At 65.6% G+C, this 14,653-nt stretch carries 9 protein-coding genes and 1 pseudogene; 7 read left to right on the top strand and 3 right to left on the bottom strand.

Annotation, left to right across the window (positions count from 1 at the left end; genetic code table 11):
* Positions 1 to 720: 720 nt before the first annotated feature.
* A complete protein-coding gene (locus tag ACFU5F_RS15980) occupies positions 721 to 2,010 on the top strand; it encodes a hypothetical protein (RefSeq protein ID WP_381203360.1) in 1,290 nt (429 codons plus the stop codon).
* A gap of 84 nt (positions 2,011 to 2,094) precedes the next feature.
* Here the strand turns inward: ACFU5F_RS15980 and ACFU5F_RS15975 are convergent, their stop codons facing one another.
* Positions 2,095 to 4,863, bottom strand: coding sequence for a hypothetical protein (locus ACFU5F_RS15975; protein WP_383887247.1), 2,769 nt, complete (start codon positions 4,861 to 4,863; stop codon positions 2,095 to 2,097).
* Positions 4,864 to 5,308: 445 nt separating this feature from the next.
* Here ACFU5F_RS15975 and ACFU5F_RS15970 point away from each other — a divergent pair, with 445 nt between their 5' ends.
* The 4 genes from ACFU5F_RS15970 (at position 5,309) to ACFU5F_RS15955 (ending at position 10,883) form a co-directional block, all read left to right on the top strand.
* Positions 5,309 to 6,862, top strand: coding sequence for a Helicase associated domain protein (locus ACFU5F_RS15970; protein ID WP_383887245.1), 1,554 nt, complete (start codon positions 5,309 to 5,311; stop codon positions 6,860 to 6,862).
* Positions 6,863 to 7,024: 162 nt separating this feature from the next.
* On the top strand, positions 7,025 to 8,374 hold the full coding sequence (locus ACFU5F_RS15965; protein WP_383887243.1) for a dsDNA nuclease domain-containing protein: 1,350 nt from the start codon (positions 7,025 to 7,027) through the stop codon (positions 8,372 to 8,374).
* A complete protein-coding gene (locus ACFU5F_RS15960; RefSeq protein ID WP_383887241.1) occupies positions 8,371 to 8,943 on the top strand; it encodes a hypothetical protein in 573 nt (190 codons plus the stop codon). The genes ACFU5F_RS15965 and ACFU5F_RS15960 overlap by 4 nt, the downstream gene beginning before the upstream one ends.
* Positions 8,944 to 9,068: 125 nt before the next feature.
* Entirely contained in the window at positions 9,069 to 10,883 is a 1,815-nt protein-coding gene (locus tag ACFU5F_RS15955; protein WP_383887239.1) for a hypothetical protein, read from the top strand.
* A 7-nt stretch (positions 10,884 to 10,890) separates the two neighbouring features.
* Here ACFU5F_RS15955 and ACFU5F_RS15950 read toward each other — a convergent pair whose 3' ends face one another.
* A complete protein-coding gene (locus ACFU5F_RS15950; RefSeq protein ID WP_383887237.1) occupies positions 10,891 to 11,409 on the bottom strand; it encodes a hypothetical protein in 519 nt (172 codons plus the stop codon).
* 483 nt (positions 11,410 to 11,892) lie between these two features.
* Between ACFU5F_RS15950 and ACFU5F_RS15945 the strand changes: the two genes are divergently transcribed.
* Positions 11,893 to 13,136, top strand: a protein-coding gene (locus ACFU5F_RS15945) for an IS3 family transposase (RefSeq protein WP_383887235.1) whose coding sequence is annotated in 2 segments (ribosomal slippage) — positions 11,893 to 12,175 and positions 12,175 to 13,136 — 1,245 coding nt in all. Because the reading frame shifts where the segments join, the coding sequence is not laid out codon by codon here.
* Positions 13,137 to 13,424: 288 nt separating this feature from the next.
* Here ACFU5F_RS15945 and ACFU5F_RS15940 read toward each other — a convergent pair.
* On the bottom strand, positions 13,425 to 14,297 hold the full coding sequence (locus ACFU5F_RS15940; RefSeq protein WP_383887233.1) for a tyrosine-type recombinase/integrase: 873 nt from the start codon (positions 14,295 to 14,297) through the stop codon (positions 13,425 to 13,427).
* A gap of 156 nt (positions 14,298 to 14,453) precedes the next feature.
* Here ACFU5F_RS15940 and ACFU5F_RS15935 point away from each other — a divergent pair.
* Positions 14,454 to 14,653 (top strand): annotated as a pseudogene (locus ACFU5F_RS15935) (hypothetical protein); the annotation flags it as partial.

Below are 14,653 nucleotides of genomic sequence, written 5' to 3'. Positions count from 1 at the left end.
ACTATCCATGAACGGTCGCAGTCTTGGCAGAGCGCCTCCTGAACCCATCGATGCACGATGAGCCGCAGCGCCCCACCGTCCCCACTAGGACATGGCTCTCCCCCTAATTCCCGAGGTGGACTCAGTGGGCTCAGATGCCGGTTGAGCCGGTACTCCTCGCCGCATTCATTGCACAGGAAGAATGTCTGCGCATCGAATGAGAGAGTCGGGAAAACATCAGCGGACAGATATTCCGCCGGCAACTGAAAGCGGTAGTGCCTGTTATGCAACTGCTCCCCCGGTGTTGCTGTCCCACAGTAGCGGCGGGATGCCGCCTGACCCACTCCCCTTCAGGGGCGAGCATCTCCAGCCGCGGCAGCCTCCAAACGGTCCGCATACAGGCGAGTGGATCGCTTCAGGTTGGTGGCCCAGAGCCCCACCCCACCTCGTCACCGTCGTCCGGGCCGGCGCCCGCTTCGAGAACGTCATCTCGTCGAACGCCCCGAGGAGCCCATCACCCTCAACCGACCCACTACTCTTGACAGTTGCTCGTCAGGCATCTTGCCGTGGGCGTCCGCCGCAGGGCTGACACACGAAGCCGCTCGTAGGCTGTACTGGGCTACTACGTGTCTACAGGAGGGGGAAGGCGGTCTGATGCATGTTCCGCCTGTGGTGGCGAACGGGATCTCAACCGACCACTGCGTTCCTGGGCTTCCCTTTGTTGATGACACTCACGTCCCGTTGGATGACCCCCAGGCCCTTGAAGCGGTGGGGCGTGGAGCAGGCAACGGCATGTGGGGGCGTTGGGACGAGGAGTACCTCGACGGCAGCTGGCGCGCGTTCACGACGGACCCGGTCCGCCGGGGGCTCGCTTGGTGTGTGCGCTATCATCCCGAGTTCGGCCGATCTGTTCTGCTGGTCCGGGACGAGGATGCCGCGAGTTTTCATACGCTGTGGCACGACGGGCCGCTGCTGTTTCGCTCTGGCGGATACTGGTGGGACGGAACGACGTGGTATCGACCGCTCCAGGTATGGGATGCGGCGAGTGAGACCTATTCACGCAGACCAGTGGAATCAGCAGTGACCGTACTATCCGAAGATCTCCTCCAGAGCGGCGGGGACCCTTCACGTGCGTCTGTCCTGCGTGCTGGCGACGTCGGCACCGAGCCGCTGCAAGCCGATGAGTGGAAAAACCACCTTGCATTGTGGGCCGAGTATCGCGCCGAGCGCAAGACAGCCTCCGACGTCTCCGCATGTGTAGTGGGACTGACGGCTCCCGAGCTGGCCACGGACGTCCTGGTGGGCTTGACGAAGATGGCGGAGCTTGCGGGCATGCAGCCTGTCGCTCTGCGCAGAGCCATGGCATCGAAACAGAGTGACGTTCCGCAGCCACAGGCTGTCGTGGGTGGCCGAAGAGCATGGTCCCGGCCGGTTATCGAGGACTGGCTCGAGCAGCGTTTCCGCTCGACTGACAGCGTTGTGGCCACCATGGCGTCCAAGGGGAGCAGCGACACGTCAGTCGGGGTTGCGGACCTGCAGGCACACTTCAGCACCCAGTTCATGTCCGTGCTGTGGAACGATCCTGAGGCGCGCCGGCGATGGGCGCGACGGCACCGCAACGAGGACGTGGTGCGTGAAGTGAGCGACGAGCTGGCCTGGCACACGGCGGCCGGACTCGACCGAATCGTGCCTCCCGACGCGCTTTCGACGGTCATCCGTCTGGCAGTGATGGACGAGATAGCCACGAGCGGGAGAAGCAACTTGGCCCTGTGGGGAACGGAGCAAGGTGCTCAGTTCTTCGGGCTTTTGACCCCTGTGACGCAGATGCTCGACTGGCTCATCCGCCATCGTCCCGACCATGCGCACTACACCATCAGCGGCATCATCGGGGAAGCCGAACGACGCTTCCAGGTGCCCCGGGCGATCACGGTGCGTTCCCTGCGTACTGCACTCGCGCTGGACGGTCAGTTGCCGGACGATGCGTATGAGCGGTTCTTTCAGCGGGCCCTGCCGCCAGACATGGCGGAATGACTCTCCTTTCGTGCAGGGGTTTGGGACGATGCTGGCCCGATGGCGTCGGCCGGGCTGTTGGAGAGGCGCAGTCGGTAACTTCCCTTAAAAAGTTTGCTGATGGTGGGAGCAGGGGCGTGACCGCGGAGGCGGGATGGTGCCCGCCCCCGAGGCAGGCTGCAGCGGTAGCAACCATGCCTCCCGGATTGCGGAGATGAGCGGGCGAGCGCTGTAGGGGGACAGTCCTAGTTCCTGCCGTGCCTCGGCAAGGAGTTCCGGATCACCATCAGGGCCACGCTCAGCCGCCGCTTGTCGGCGCCGGTCGAACCCGTCCGCGCTGAAGATGTCGAGCAGTGTGAGGGAGAAGTAGGCGTAAGCAGACGCCTCGTCGATGATGTGCCGGGCGTCCTCTGTGAGGTCAGCATGCGGCGTTTGGCCGAGGTCGTTGGCCGAGCCGATGGCGAACTGCTCCAGTGCGTAATGCACTTCGAACTCCGTGCAGGGGCAGGCGCTGCGTAGGTGGGCAACGAGGTTACGGAAGGCGTTGAGGATGCTGTAGGTATCGGGTGACCACTGTTTCTTGCTGAGAAGGGTCCGGAAACCCGCCAAGGTTTCGGCGAGTTCCTGGAGTACCAGACCGCGGGAAATGTCCGCTAGTTCGTCGGATGCGGTCTTGTCCCGGGTCTCCATGATGCGCCGACCGTAGCGCAGCAGGTCACGCGGTATCCCTCCGGACAAAGCATGGGCGAGCATGATGTACGGGTCCGACAGGTCGGGGGCGCGGCGGGCCAGGATGGTGCGGGACTCCTGCAGGGTGGACGGCTGGACGTAGACGACGTCGTCGAGGGAGCTGTCCGTGACGTCGCGGTGCGGCAGACCCCGGCGGACAAACGCGGCTCCTACGTCCTCGGCGACGGAGATCAGGTAGTGAACGTGTGGGACGCCGAGAACGGCCTTGATCTCGCCGAGGAAGGCCAGAGCTTGGGTTTCTGATCCGAGGCGGTCCACCTCGTCGATGGCGAGTACGACGCGGCCGCCCTCCTTTCTGTACTCCGCTGCGATCTGGGACAGGAGTTCTCGGAAGTCGCCTACGAGTTCGGGGAAGTTCGGGGGGATCGTGGACACGGAGGTCGTGTGGGCGGTGCCCAGTGAGCCGATCTGTGAGGCGCCGGTGGTGAGTGCCGCGCTCGATGACTGGATCGTCTGCAGCCGGTAGAGGTGGTTGCGACATCGTGTCACGAGTGCCGGTTCCGATGGACGGGGTTTCCAGTTGCTGGCTTTGAGCAGGAGGAGGCCAGTCAATACTGCTGCGATACGCAAGGGGTTTTCAGGATCGGCCAGTACCGCCTGTGTCTCAGGGTTGCGCAGGACGAAGACCACCAGCAACAGGGCCATGGCCCTGCTAGCCCACCTGACGGCCGTCTTCACAACCGTCTGTGATTCGTCTGCGGGCAGGCGCCGGCCACTGCTCGCTGCCTGAGACAAGACAAAGCACAGAACGGCATAGAAACAGAGCCTGAGCACCGTGGCCGGAGACAGAGCTCCCAGACGCCGAACGACTTCATTGTCTGCAAGCAGTGTCGCCAGGCTGACCAGGCATAGCGCAATCCCCGTGAGAGCACTGAGGGCCAGAACGGACTGGCGCAGGAATCCGAACAGCCAGGATGCGGTGCGCAGCCTCCACCACAGGGCACCGATGATGAGGAGGGAAACGCTCGTCCCCGCCGCTTGGCCGTGCCAGGTGAGCTCGGCCCAGGCCATCACCGAATCGACGTGCGTGCCGACGTAGTCGCGTACGGAAGGTTCGTAGTAGTCAGGCAACAAACGGGCCGCTGCGGCCCCGCCCAGTACGAGACATGCTGCGGCGGGAAGAGCGAAAGCAGACCAGTGCAGCCGTCTCTTGCACCAGCCCCATACACGGCGCAGGAATCGGCGCACGTTGGACAACCGGGCGAACTCGGGTAGGTCGTACCCTTTCGCTTCGACGTATGTCTCGCACAGCTGTACCGAGAGCGACAGCACAAAGTCATGAGGTGCATACGTGGCCGGTGCCTGAGCAAGTAGACCGAAATCAGCCTCCTGGACGCAGGTTTCGAGCAAGGTCGTCTTGCCAGCGCCTCGTGGCCCGCACACCGCTACCGTTCCTGCGTCGATTTGCGAAAGCTTCCGTCTCAACAGCAGAGTCGGGGCGCTGTCCACCACATATCCGCGCCCCCGGGGTGAGCGCAGCCCGTCATAGTTGTCGGTGATCAGCAGCGAATCGGGGTCCTCCCCCAGCATGCTGCGCACGACCTTCACGATCACCGGCTTGATCGCATGCCGGCGCAGTTCCTGCCCCCATAGGGCCGCCAGGAAGCCGAACTGACAGCGCAGCGCGAGGACTCCAAGGGCCAGCCATCCGGCACGGAAACATTGACGCAGGTCGGCCCACACCTGCGTCTCCCGCTGGCGGAGTAGGAGGCAGATGAGCGCCGTGGCAGCCAATACGGTGCTCCCCACCACCTGGCCCCACGCAGCCAGCACTGTGAAACCGGCCGCTGCGGCCGTCAAGCAGACGGCCCACCATTTCCACGCAGTCGCCTCGGCTGCCTCCCGTTGTTTCCGCTGGGCTTCGCCTAGAGCCGACCATGCCCTGCTGGCGTCGACGAGCTCTCGTGCGGATGCCGCCCGGACCTGCTGTTCGTTCTCCGGAAACAGCATCCGCCACTGCACCAGGCCGGCGTGCGCCCCGTCGCGTCTGCCCAGCAGTCGAGCCGTGCTGGGGTCTGCTAGGCCAGCCCTCACCCCGTGCCGATACACCTCATGAAGGTCAGCGGCAACGAAGTCCTGCACGAACGCCCAGCGCTCTTTCCACTTGGCCGGCCATGGCACCATCACAACACCCCCTGGGCAACAAGACCGGGAATCGTAACGCCCTGCACTGACACCGCCACCCTCCCCTCGGGTCAGTCGGTATGGCGTTGTGCGGGGTCAAGGCTGCTGAGGACTGCGTGTACAAGGTCGCGGCTGTATGTGAGGTGCGGGGAAGGTCCGGTCGACGGCGGCGGTGAACCGGCCAGTGTGCTGGTGGTGTCTGACCAGCACAAACTCGGCACCCGCTATAGCGGGCTGCACGAGAATGACATGGCCCTTCGTAACTCATGTCAGCACCGGATGAGCACCATCCGTCAGCGCCAACCACCAGGTCACCGGGCCAATACCACTGACACTCAGATGACGAGGCTGAACTGACACTCCCCTACAGACTCGCATCCCCGCGTCGTCGATCGACGCGGAGTTCTACGAGCTGGAGGCCGGCCGCCACGGCCCGCCGGACCGGGTGTGGTCGGCGTGGCTGTGCGGCGACCACACCGTCGCCGAACGGCGCGAGGTGCTCAGGCAGTTCGCCAACGGCATCGACGCAGCCGGCCGCCGGGTCCACCGCGCCTTCCTCGCGTCCGTGCGCGTGCTCGGAGAAGGCGTCGACATCACCGGCGAGCGGGGAGTCGAGGGCGTGTGCTTCGCGGACACCCGCGGCTCCCAAGTGGAGATCGTGCAGAACATCGGCCGCGCGCTCCGGCTCAACAAGGACGGCTCCACCAAGGTCGCCAGGATCATCGTGCCGGTGTTCCTGGAGCCGAACGAGGACCCGACGGACATGGTCGCCAGTGCCAGCTTCCGCCCCCTTGTAGCGGTCCTTCAGGGCCTGCGTTCGCATGACGAACGTCTGGTCGAGCAGCTCGCCTCCCGTGCCCTCACCAGCGGCAAGCGCAAGGTCCACATCCAGCGTGACGAGGACGGGCGGATCGTCGGGGCCGGCGGCGAAAGCGACGGCGAGGACCAAGAGCAGAACGACACCGACGCCGCTGCCGAGTCAGCCCTGCTCCACTTCTCCAGCCCGCGCGACGCCGCGACCATCGCGGCCTTCCTGCGCACCCGGGTCTACCGGCCCGAGTCCCTGGTGTGGCTGGAGGGTTACCAGGCCCTGCTCCGCTGGCGGAAGGAGAACGAGATCACCGGCCTCTACGCCGTGCCCTACGACGCCGAGGTCGAAGTCGGCGTCACCAAGGACTTCCCCCTCGGGCGGTGGGTGCACCAGCAGCGCAAGGCGCTGCGGGCAGGTGAGCTGGAGGACCGGCGCAAGGTCCTCCTGGACGCGCCGGAGGCCGGGATGCTCTGGGAACCGGGCGAGGAAGCCTGGGAGGCCAAGCTCGCCGCGCTCCGGTCGTACCGGCGGGCCACCGGCCACCTCGCGCCGCGGCAGGACGCCGTGTGGGGCGAAGGCAAGGCGATGGTGCCCATCGGGCAGCACATCGCCAACCTCCGGCGGAAGGGCGCGAAGAACGGCCTGGGCAAGGACCCGGAGCGGGCCGCCGTGCGCGCGGCGCAACTGACGGAGATCGACCAGGACTGGGACTGCCCGTGGCCCCTGGACTGGCAGCGCCACTACCGCGTCCTCGCCGACCTCGTCGACGCCGACGGCCAACTGCCCGACATCGCACCCGGCGTGCTCATGGACGGCGACGACATCGGACGATGGCTCCAACAGCAGAAGCAGCCGGGCACCTGGGCGCGGCTCCTGCCCGAGCAGCAGGAACGGCTGACCCAGCTGGGCGTCAAACCGCTTGAGGCGCCGTCTCCCGCCCCGACGGCCAAGCACGCGACGAAGGGCCCGAGCAAGGCGCAGCAGGCGTTCCAACGCGGCCTCGCCGCCCTCGCGCAGTGGATCGAGCGGGAAGGCCAGAAGCCGGTGCCCCGTAAGGCGGTGGAGACCTTGCCCGACGGGACCGAAACCAAGCTCGGCATCTGGTACAGCAACACCAAGACCCGGCGCGACAAGCTCACCCAGGAACAGCTGAACGCGCTGCGGGAACTGGGCGTGGAGTGGGCGTAACGGTTGCAGACCCGGGCGCTGCTAGCCGGCTTCGGGTCGTGGGCTCACCAATCCTTTGTGATTGTTCGGTTACGCACAGCATAAAGCTGTGGTAGATCTGTGGATCTTCGGATCGTCCGGCCGGAGCATGACTGACTCAGAGGTCGGTAGTGGGGGGTGGGCGTGGTCGATGTGTTGGCGGACTCGGTGGGTGATCCCGAGCCCTTCGTTCACCCGATTTTTCAGCTTCGCCCTGGCGAGGACAGCGGATCCGAAACCCTCGGCTTGTATCGGTATCAGGCCGAAGTGGCAGCTCAGGCTTGTCTGGCCATGCTCACCCAGGATGTCATCGACTACGTCGTATGCGAGTGGCATGAGGACTTCGTCATCGCGTTTACGAACGGCGAGGTGGAGCTGGTGTCGGTCAAGCACAGCAGCCGCACGCAGTGGACACTCGCGGATCTCTGCAAGGACGGCGGGATAGCCCATCTGTTTGACCGGTGGTATGCCTGCGGGCGCGCGAGCAACGTGCGGCTTCGCCTGACTACGAATGCGCCCCTCAGCCCCGCGAAAGACAACGCTTCCACGCTTGCCCGTATGTGCGGTCCAGACCCGGAGCTCGCGGTCGGCAGGGACGCCATGGCCAAGAGCTTGTCGCAGCACCTGCTGAAGGTTCGCTGGAAGCAGCCCTACGACAGCATCCCTGAAGTGCTGCCGGAACTGCGCAAGGTCGGTGACATCGCTGCCCCGCAGGATTTCATCGAGCAGGTGGCCGCTTTCATGGCAGTGCTGGAGATCGACTACAAAGACGTGCCGTCCCATCGCCACATCACAGACATCAACATTCGCCGACTGCTTGAGCCAGCCATCGAAAGCCTGCAGCTCGATCACGTCGACGTGAACGCCAGCTACAGACGGATCATCGAACGGGTGGAGCAGGCCAACCGAAGCGAGGGCGAGCAGGGGCAGCTGGCCGCCTACGTCGCCGACTCAAATCGAGTGCGTTACGACACCCAGATTCTGCGACGTGTCGCGAGCCGTACGCTCTACCCCCAAACGATCTTGGACGAGTTCGTCTATCGCCAAGCGACTGTGCCGACGTACACCCGCGGCCAGGCACCCACAATCGCCCCTGGCGGGGCAGCACTGCGTAAGAAGCTGGCGCAGGGCCAGGTGCCTTCTGACGAGGCCACCTACGCCGAGGAGCTCCGCTCGGCCTGGTACGTAACTTGGTCACAGCGCCGTTCCGGGCTGGCAGGGGACGCCATGGACCTGGAGAACCTGCGCTTGGAGGTCGTGGACACCGTCTTCGACTGCCGGGCGCACGCGCAGAGCGAGGTCATTGACGGGGCTGCCTACGGGCAGCGGATGAATCAGCTCATCAGGCAGCGCCTCACCCCTGAGGCCATCGACACGACCTTGCCTTTTAAGATCAACAAGCTTCATCTTCGGGGTCTGGCCTATCAGCTCTGCGACGAGTGCCACTTCTACTTCTCCGCTCCCTTCGATGTCTCGGCCGGGGAAGCATCGTGACGAACGGTGCCGAGCGCCTGGCCGCGGCTGCAGAGATCCGGCGTCAGGCCCGGGGTGATGAGCGGAGGGAAGCGCGCTACCACGAGGCCCGAGTTCTTCTGCTGATCGAGCGGTTCACCACGGCGAAGAGGTCTCTGGACGGTCTGACGAAGCTGGCCAAGTTGGACTTCCTCCTGCGCTACCCGACGATGCTGGAGCGTCTGCTCATTGAGCAGGGAGGAAGCTGGCCGGCGGGGGCAGAGCCCACGTCCTCAGAGCGTCTGGCGGTGGAAAGCCGGATGACGCGGTACAAGTACGGGCCCTGGGACCAGCGGTACTACAGCGTCCTCGGCTCCCTGGCCGGCCGCGGGCTCATCACCTACAGCGGGTCAGCACGCGCGGAATTCCGTGTCACCGCGGACGGAGCGATGGCCGCGTCGATGCTGGCGCAGACCGACGAGTGGGCCGTGGTGGCTCAGCGGACCGCCCTGCTGAAGAAGCGCTTCGACAAGTCGGGATCGGCTTTGAAGACCCTCATCTATGATCGCCTGCCCGACGCGGTGGACAGGCCCTTGCGGACGGAAATCTGATGGCCACCCACCTCCGATTTCTCGCTCTGACCGTCACCACCGCCACCGCGGAGACGACGTACCGCTTCGATCAGCCGGCCACCGTCATCAGCGGCCCCAGTGGTGCGGGCAAGTCCAGCCTTCTCATGCTGCTCAAGCACGCGGTCGGGGGCACCGCCGTCCTGACGCCCGCAGTACGCGATCACGTCCATTCGGTACTGGCCTCCGTCGTGGTCGGCGAGCAGCACATGATCCTCAAGCGGACGATCAGCGGCGATCGCTCCGACCGTGTCGACGTCCTCGATCCCGAGACGATGGCGCTCCAGCACACTCTCGGCACCCGGGCCGAGGAGGGGCAGGTGAGCCTGTCGGACGTTCTCCTGAACGCTCTGGGCTTTCCGCGCGAGAAGATCCCCACCACTCGCAACGGCAAGGCCGCGACCCTCAACCTCACCTTCACCAACCTCTTCCGCTACGTCTACCTGGAAGCCAGTGAACTGGATTTCCAGGTAGTCGGACACCGCGACAACAACTTCAAGAAGCAGCGCAAGACGCTCTTCGAGCTCATGCTCGGTCTCACGACCTCGGCCGTCATGGAACTGGAGAGGCAGGTGAACCAGCTCACCACGGACCTGCGGAAGAAGGAAGCCGAGGAGGAGAACGTCGGCGCCTTCCTGCGGGCCACGGATCCCCGGACCGATGACGAATTGCGCACCGAGCTGGCCGGCCTGCGCGACATGCTGCACAACGCCGAGAACACACTGCGCACACTGCGGACCGAGGTCTCCGAGACCAGTGCCGCGGACGCCGTCCTACGCGGGGACCTGCGAGTGGCCGTCCAGGCGGCGACGGCTGCCACCCAGGAGATGCTCGCCGCCCGGGAACTGGTCGAGGCTCGTGAGTCCGTCATCGCCCAGGTCGAACTCGACCTGCGGCGCCTGGAACGCTCCGCAACCGCGATCGACCAGCTCTCTCCCTTCAACTTCGTGGTCTGCCCGCGCTGCGCGCAACGCCTCGAAGCCCGGACTGTCCCGGAAGATCACTGCGTTGTCTGCCTCCAAACCGATCCCGTCGATGACGACGCGGACCCGGCAGCCGTCCGGGAGGCGCGCAGCGCGCTGGAGCAGCAGCTGCAGGACGCGCGCGAGCTGATGCGAGCGGACACCGAGGTCCTGCGCAGGGCCCGTGACCGGTCCTCTGAGGCCGAGTTCCTCGCCACCAGCCTGCGCCGACAGCTCGATGCACAGACACGCGACGTCGTCGCCCCGCGGTTCGATGCCATCGCGGACTCCAGCACTCGCGTAGCCGCCCTCAACGCGGCGATCGACGCCGTCCTTCACCTGCGTGATTCGTGGGCGCGCGTACGGTCCATCGCTCAAGCCGCCAAGGACATCACCGCGCGGCGCAAAGCCGCCAATGCCGAGCTCAAGACGCGCAAGGCGGAAAGCGATGCCAGACGAACCCTCGTCAGTGACCTGAGCCGTCTTTTCAGCGCCACCCTCGTAGAGCTGAACTTGCCCTGGGAGCAGTCGGCCGTCATCGACCCGGCAACCTACCTGCCAGTGGTCGACAGTACGCCCTTCGAAAAACTTCAGGCTTCAGGCGGCAGTCTCCAGGCCGGCGTCAACATCGCTTACCACCTCGCGCTCCTCGAATGCGGTCTCACCCACCCCGACGTCCTCGTCCCGTCGATCCTCATCATCGACACTCCCCGCAAAGCGCTCGGCAGCAACCCCGACGACCAGGAACGAGGCCGGCGCATCTACAGCCGCTTCAAAGCCCTGACCGACGCATACGGCTCACGCCTCCAGCTCATCATCGCCGACAACGACACCGCACCCTTGCCGGACGACGCCTTCAGCACCATCGAACTCGACTACTACACCCGCCCCATGGTCCCCGGCGTCGCTCACCCCGGCCCCGGCCACACCGCACGCACCGAAGACGAATACCAGGCGTAGCCGCCTCTTACGCTGGGCCAGCGGTTCCGGCCGAACCCGGCGAAGATGGTGAGACTGCCGAGCGGATCCGGTGATCGACTCGGAGTTCGTTCGCCAGGGAGGAGAAGTGGCGTGCGCAATCGGGATGATCGCGCAGTGCTCCTGCGACCGATCCGGCGGCATCTCCTGTCAGGGTGCGCAGCCAGGGCCTGATCTTGTCCTGCGGCGTCCACTGGTCCCACATCGCGTCCCAGGCGAACGCGCCGTTGCAGCTTTCCTCCAGCAGGTGCAGCTGGGCTGCATCGGCGGCGTGGTGTGCGACGGTGAACAGCCACAGGATGACAGCGTCAACTTCGCCGCGCTCCGTTGACCGGTGTGTGCCCAGGAGCTCGGGCATTGCCCGGACGATCTCGAGTGCTCGAGGAGGGTCCGCCATCAACGCCGGTATGAGCGCCTCGGGGTCGATGTTCAGGAGTACGTCGCAGTAGAGGGCAGCGTCGTCGGGATGGGCAGCGGCCAGGGCCACCAATTCCTCTGCCGCGTTCACTGCTCCAGCATTCAGAGCATCACGGAGTGATTCGGCCTGTACTACAGGCGGCACAGGAGGTGTGTCGATCTCCTGGGCGATGAGGTCAAGGAACGCTCGCACCGTCGCCGGCCGTCTCCCGGGGTCCGTGCGCGTCGCCTCCCGGACAACCGCACGCCACGGCCCAGAGTCCGGCACGAGAGGAATATTCTGCTGCGGGATCCTGCCTGTAACCGCCCAGCCGATCAGCTGCCCCAGGCTGTAGATGTCAGCTGGCGGACCGGCGCTGTGAGCGTCGACGCTTAGCTCCGGGGCAGCGAAGCCCTCCGAGCCCATGCTCACTCCGACCCTGGTGCGCTGTGGGTGAGTGGTCTGGCCAGGCGGACGGCGCGCAATGCCCCAGTCGGCCAGAACCCATCGACCGTCAAGCCGGAGCACGTTGGACGGCTTGATGTGAACCGCTCCGGGTCTGATGGAGGCTCGATCCCCTGAGAGGATCGAGTCATGGCACGTCCGTCCCCCTACCCGCCCGAGCTTCGTGAGCGTGCGGTGCGCATGGTCGCGGAGATCCGCCCGAACTACCCGACCGAGTGGGCCGCGATGAAGGCGGTCGCAGCCAAGCTGGGGATCGGTGCGGCTGAGACGGTGCGGACCTGGGTCCGCAAGGCCGAAGTCGACAGCGGCCAGCGTCCCGGCGTCACGTCCGAGGAGGCCGCGGAGATCAAGCGGCTGCGGGCCGAGAACGCCGAGCTGCGGCGGGCCAACGAGATCCTGAAGGCGGCGTCGGCTTTCTTCGCGGCCGAGCTCGACCGGCCCTCGAAACGCTCGTAGCGTTCATCGACGCACACCGCCAGGTGTTCGGAGTCGAGCCGATCTGCCGTGTTCTGACCAGCCACGGACTGAAGATCGCAACGAGCACCTACTACGCCGCCAAGAACCGCGCCCCCAGCGCCCGGTCTGTCCGCGACGCCGAACTGAAGACGCAGATCAGCCGCGTCCACACGGACAACTTCAGTGTCTACGGCGTGCGAAAAGTCTGGCGGCAACTCCACCGCGAGGGCATACCGGCGGCACGCTGCACCGTCGCACGGCTGATGCGCGACCTCGGCCTGGAGGGCGCCCGACGCGGCAAGAAGGTCCGCACCACCATCCGGGACGACGGCCAGGACAGGGCTGGTGACCTGCTCCGGCGCGACTTCACCGCGTCACGTCCGAACGAGCGGTGGGTGGCCGACTTCACCTACGTTGCCACCTGGTCCGGGATCGTCTACGTCGCGTTCGTCGTGGACGTCTTCTCCCGCACGATCGTGGGCTGGTCCGCGGCCACCAGCAAGCGGGCCAAGCTCGTACTCGATGCCCTGGATATGGCGTTGTGGCGTCGGGACCGTGCCGGAACTCCCGCTGGACCAGGGCTGGTGCATCACTCGGATGCGGGCAGCCAGTACACGTCCTTCGCGTTCACCGCCCACCTTCTCGAGGCCGGCATCGACGCTTCGATCGGCACCGTCGGCGACGCCCTGGACAACGCACTCATGGAGTCCCAGATCGGCCTCTACAAAACGGAGTTGATCAAACCGCGGAAGCCCTGGCACGGCCTTGCCGACGTCGAACTCGACACCGCGGAATGGGTCGACTGGTTCAACAGCCAGCGCCTCCACTCCGCGATCGGAGACGTCCCGCCCCACGAACACGAAACCAACTACTACGCTCAACACCAGCCCCAACCGGCGGCTGGCGTCAACGCATAGAGCCTCCACCGATCCCGGAGCGGTTCATGGACCCTGCTCTGCGGCCTTGGGGGGCCGCAGTGACGGGAGTCTGTTCCTGTCGCTGAATGGCTGCCTGGACGTGTTCGCGGACGCCCTCTGCGTAGACGAGCCAGGTCGACACCTTGGCAGCGCGAGCGACGCCAGAGAAGGAGATCGGTGCACCGTCGTCCAGCATGAAGGATCGTGTCCAGCACCCGTTGGCGTTTGAGGAGGCTGGTGTTCCGCCGGGACTCGGCGAGGACTTCGGCAGGGGTGCGGGCAGCCATCTCATTCTCCTGTCTTGGAGACCTCGGTCAGAGGGAGGAGCTTGTGATCGCCGCCGGCCCGGACACGGCGAAGCACCGCAGCAGCGTCCTCCAGCTCAGACCGTTCGTCCTCGGGCAAGGCCGCCATCCGTTTGCGCATCTTCGTCGCGACGTCGTCGTAGGAGGTGATCTGGGCGGTGAGGTTGTCGATGACGAAGCTGGCCGCGTCCATCGCCGTCGCGCGCTCCCGGTCCCCGCGGAGGCTGTTGGCGTGATCTTCAATCGCTGGCAGGTAGGACGGGTCGGGGCGGTAGAAGCCGCAGCCCGAGCATTGGAATCGGATCGGGCAGGACTGACCGCCAGCCTTGACGTTGGATGGCTCGGTACAACCTCCGAACGGGACCGCGACGGAGCGTTGTTCGTAGGCTTTTGAGGAGCAGGGCACCGAGCTGCCGTGTCGGTCGATGACCATCAGGCTGAGCGTCTTGACAGCCTGGCGCTTGCGTTCGAAGGAGACCCGGTAGTAACCCATCGTGGTCTTGGGATCGTCGTGGTCCATCAGATCGCGCAGGACGTCAATCGGGGTTCCGGCATCCGCATGCCGCTGAGCAAACGAGTGTCGGAAGGCATAGGGGAAGATCAGCGAGCGATCGAACGGGAGGATGGTGCCCTCTGCGTCCAGCGCATCGCTGTCCAAAGATGGGAGTGAATCGACCCAAGCCCGTAGCCCGGCGCTGAAGTTGTTGCTGGTCAGGTGGTCGAAGCCGCTATTGTCCGTGATCGCAGGAAACAGGTAGGAGTCACTGACCGATGGGGCTTCGAACCGGTCCCGCATTCTCTGCCATGCCGTGATCGCCTCGACTGTGGAGGAAGTGATCGGCAGTCGGCGGCGCATCCTGCGGGGCTGGTGGCCGGGCCCTGGACGGCACGGCCGCGAACACCGCCAGTACAGCCGCGAACCACACGGGCGATAACCCCGTGACGGGGCCCCCACGATGGGTATGGTCGTTGGGCTGACGCTTCGTCATTCCACGAGAGTTCTGGGGGACTTGTGGACGACTTACCGCCGTCACCCGCCCAAGTGCCGCGCCGCCTGCTGGCCGACCCGGTGTTCGTCCGGGCCCTGCGCGAGCGGGACTTCACCGTCGTCTTCGCAATGGCCCACGACGTGGGGATCTCCTTCAACCGGATCGCCGAAGCGTGTGCGCTCAAAGCCGAGCGGGTCAGCCAGATCGCCCGGGGCACCACATC

This window comes from Streptomyces sp. NPDC057438, from assembly GCF_042802995.1.
In the GTDB taxonomy this organism is placed as follows: Bacteria; Actinomycetota; Actinomycetes; order Streptomycetales; family Streptomycetaceae; genus Streptomyces.
This window is presented reverse-complemented; position numbering and strand designations above follow the sequence as displayed.

Coding starts and splice junctions, on each gene's coding strand:
- ACFU5F_RS15975 (WP_383887247.1), bottom strand. CDS start 4,863: ATGGTGCCATGGCCGGCCAAGTGGAAAGAGCGCTGGGCGTTCGTGCAG.
- ACFU5F_RS15940 (WP_383887233.1), bottom strand. CDS start 14,297: ATGCGCCGCCGACTGCCGATCACTTCCTCCACAGTCGAGGCGATCACG.
- ACFU5F_RS15955 (WP_383887239.1), top strand. CDS start 9,069: ATGCTGCTCAAGCACGCGGTCGGGGGCACCGCCGTCCTGACGCCCGCA.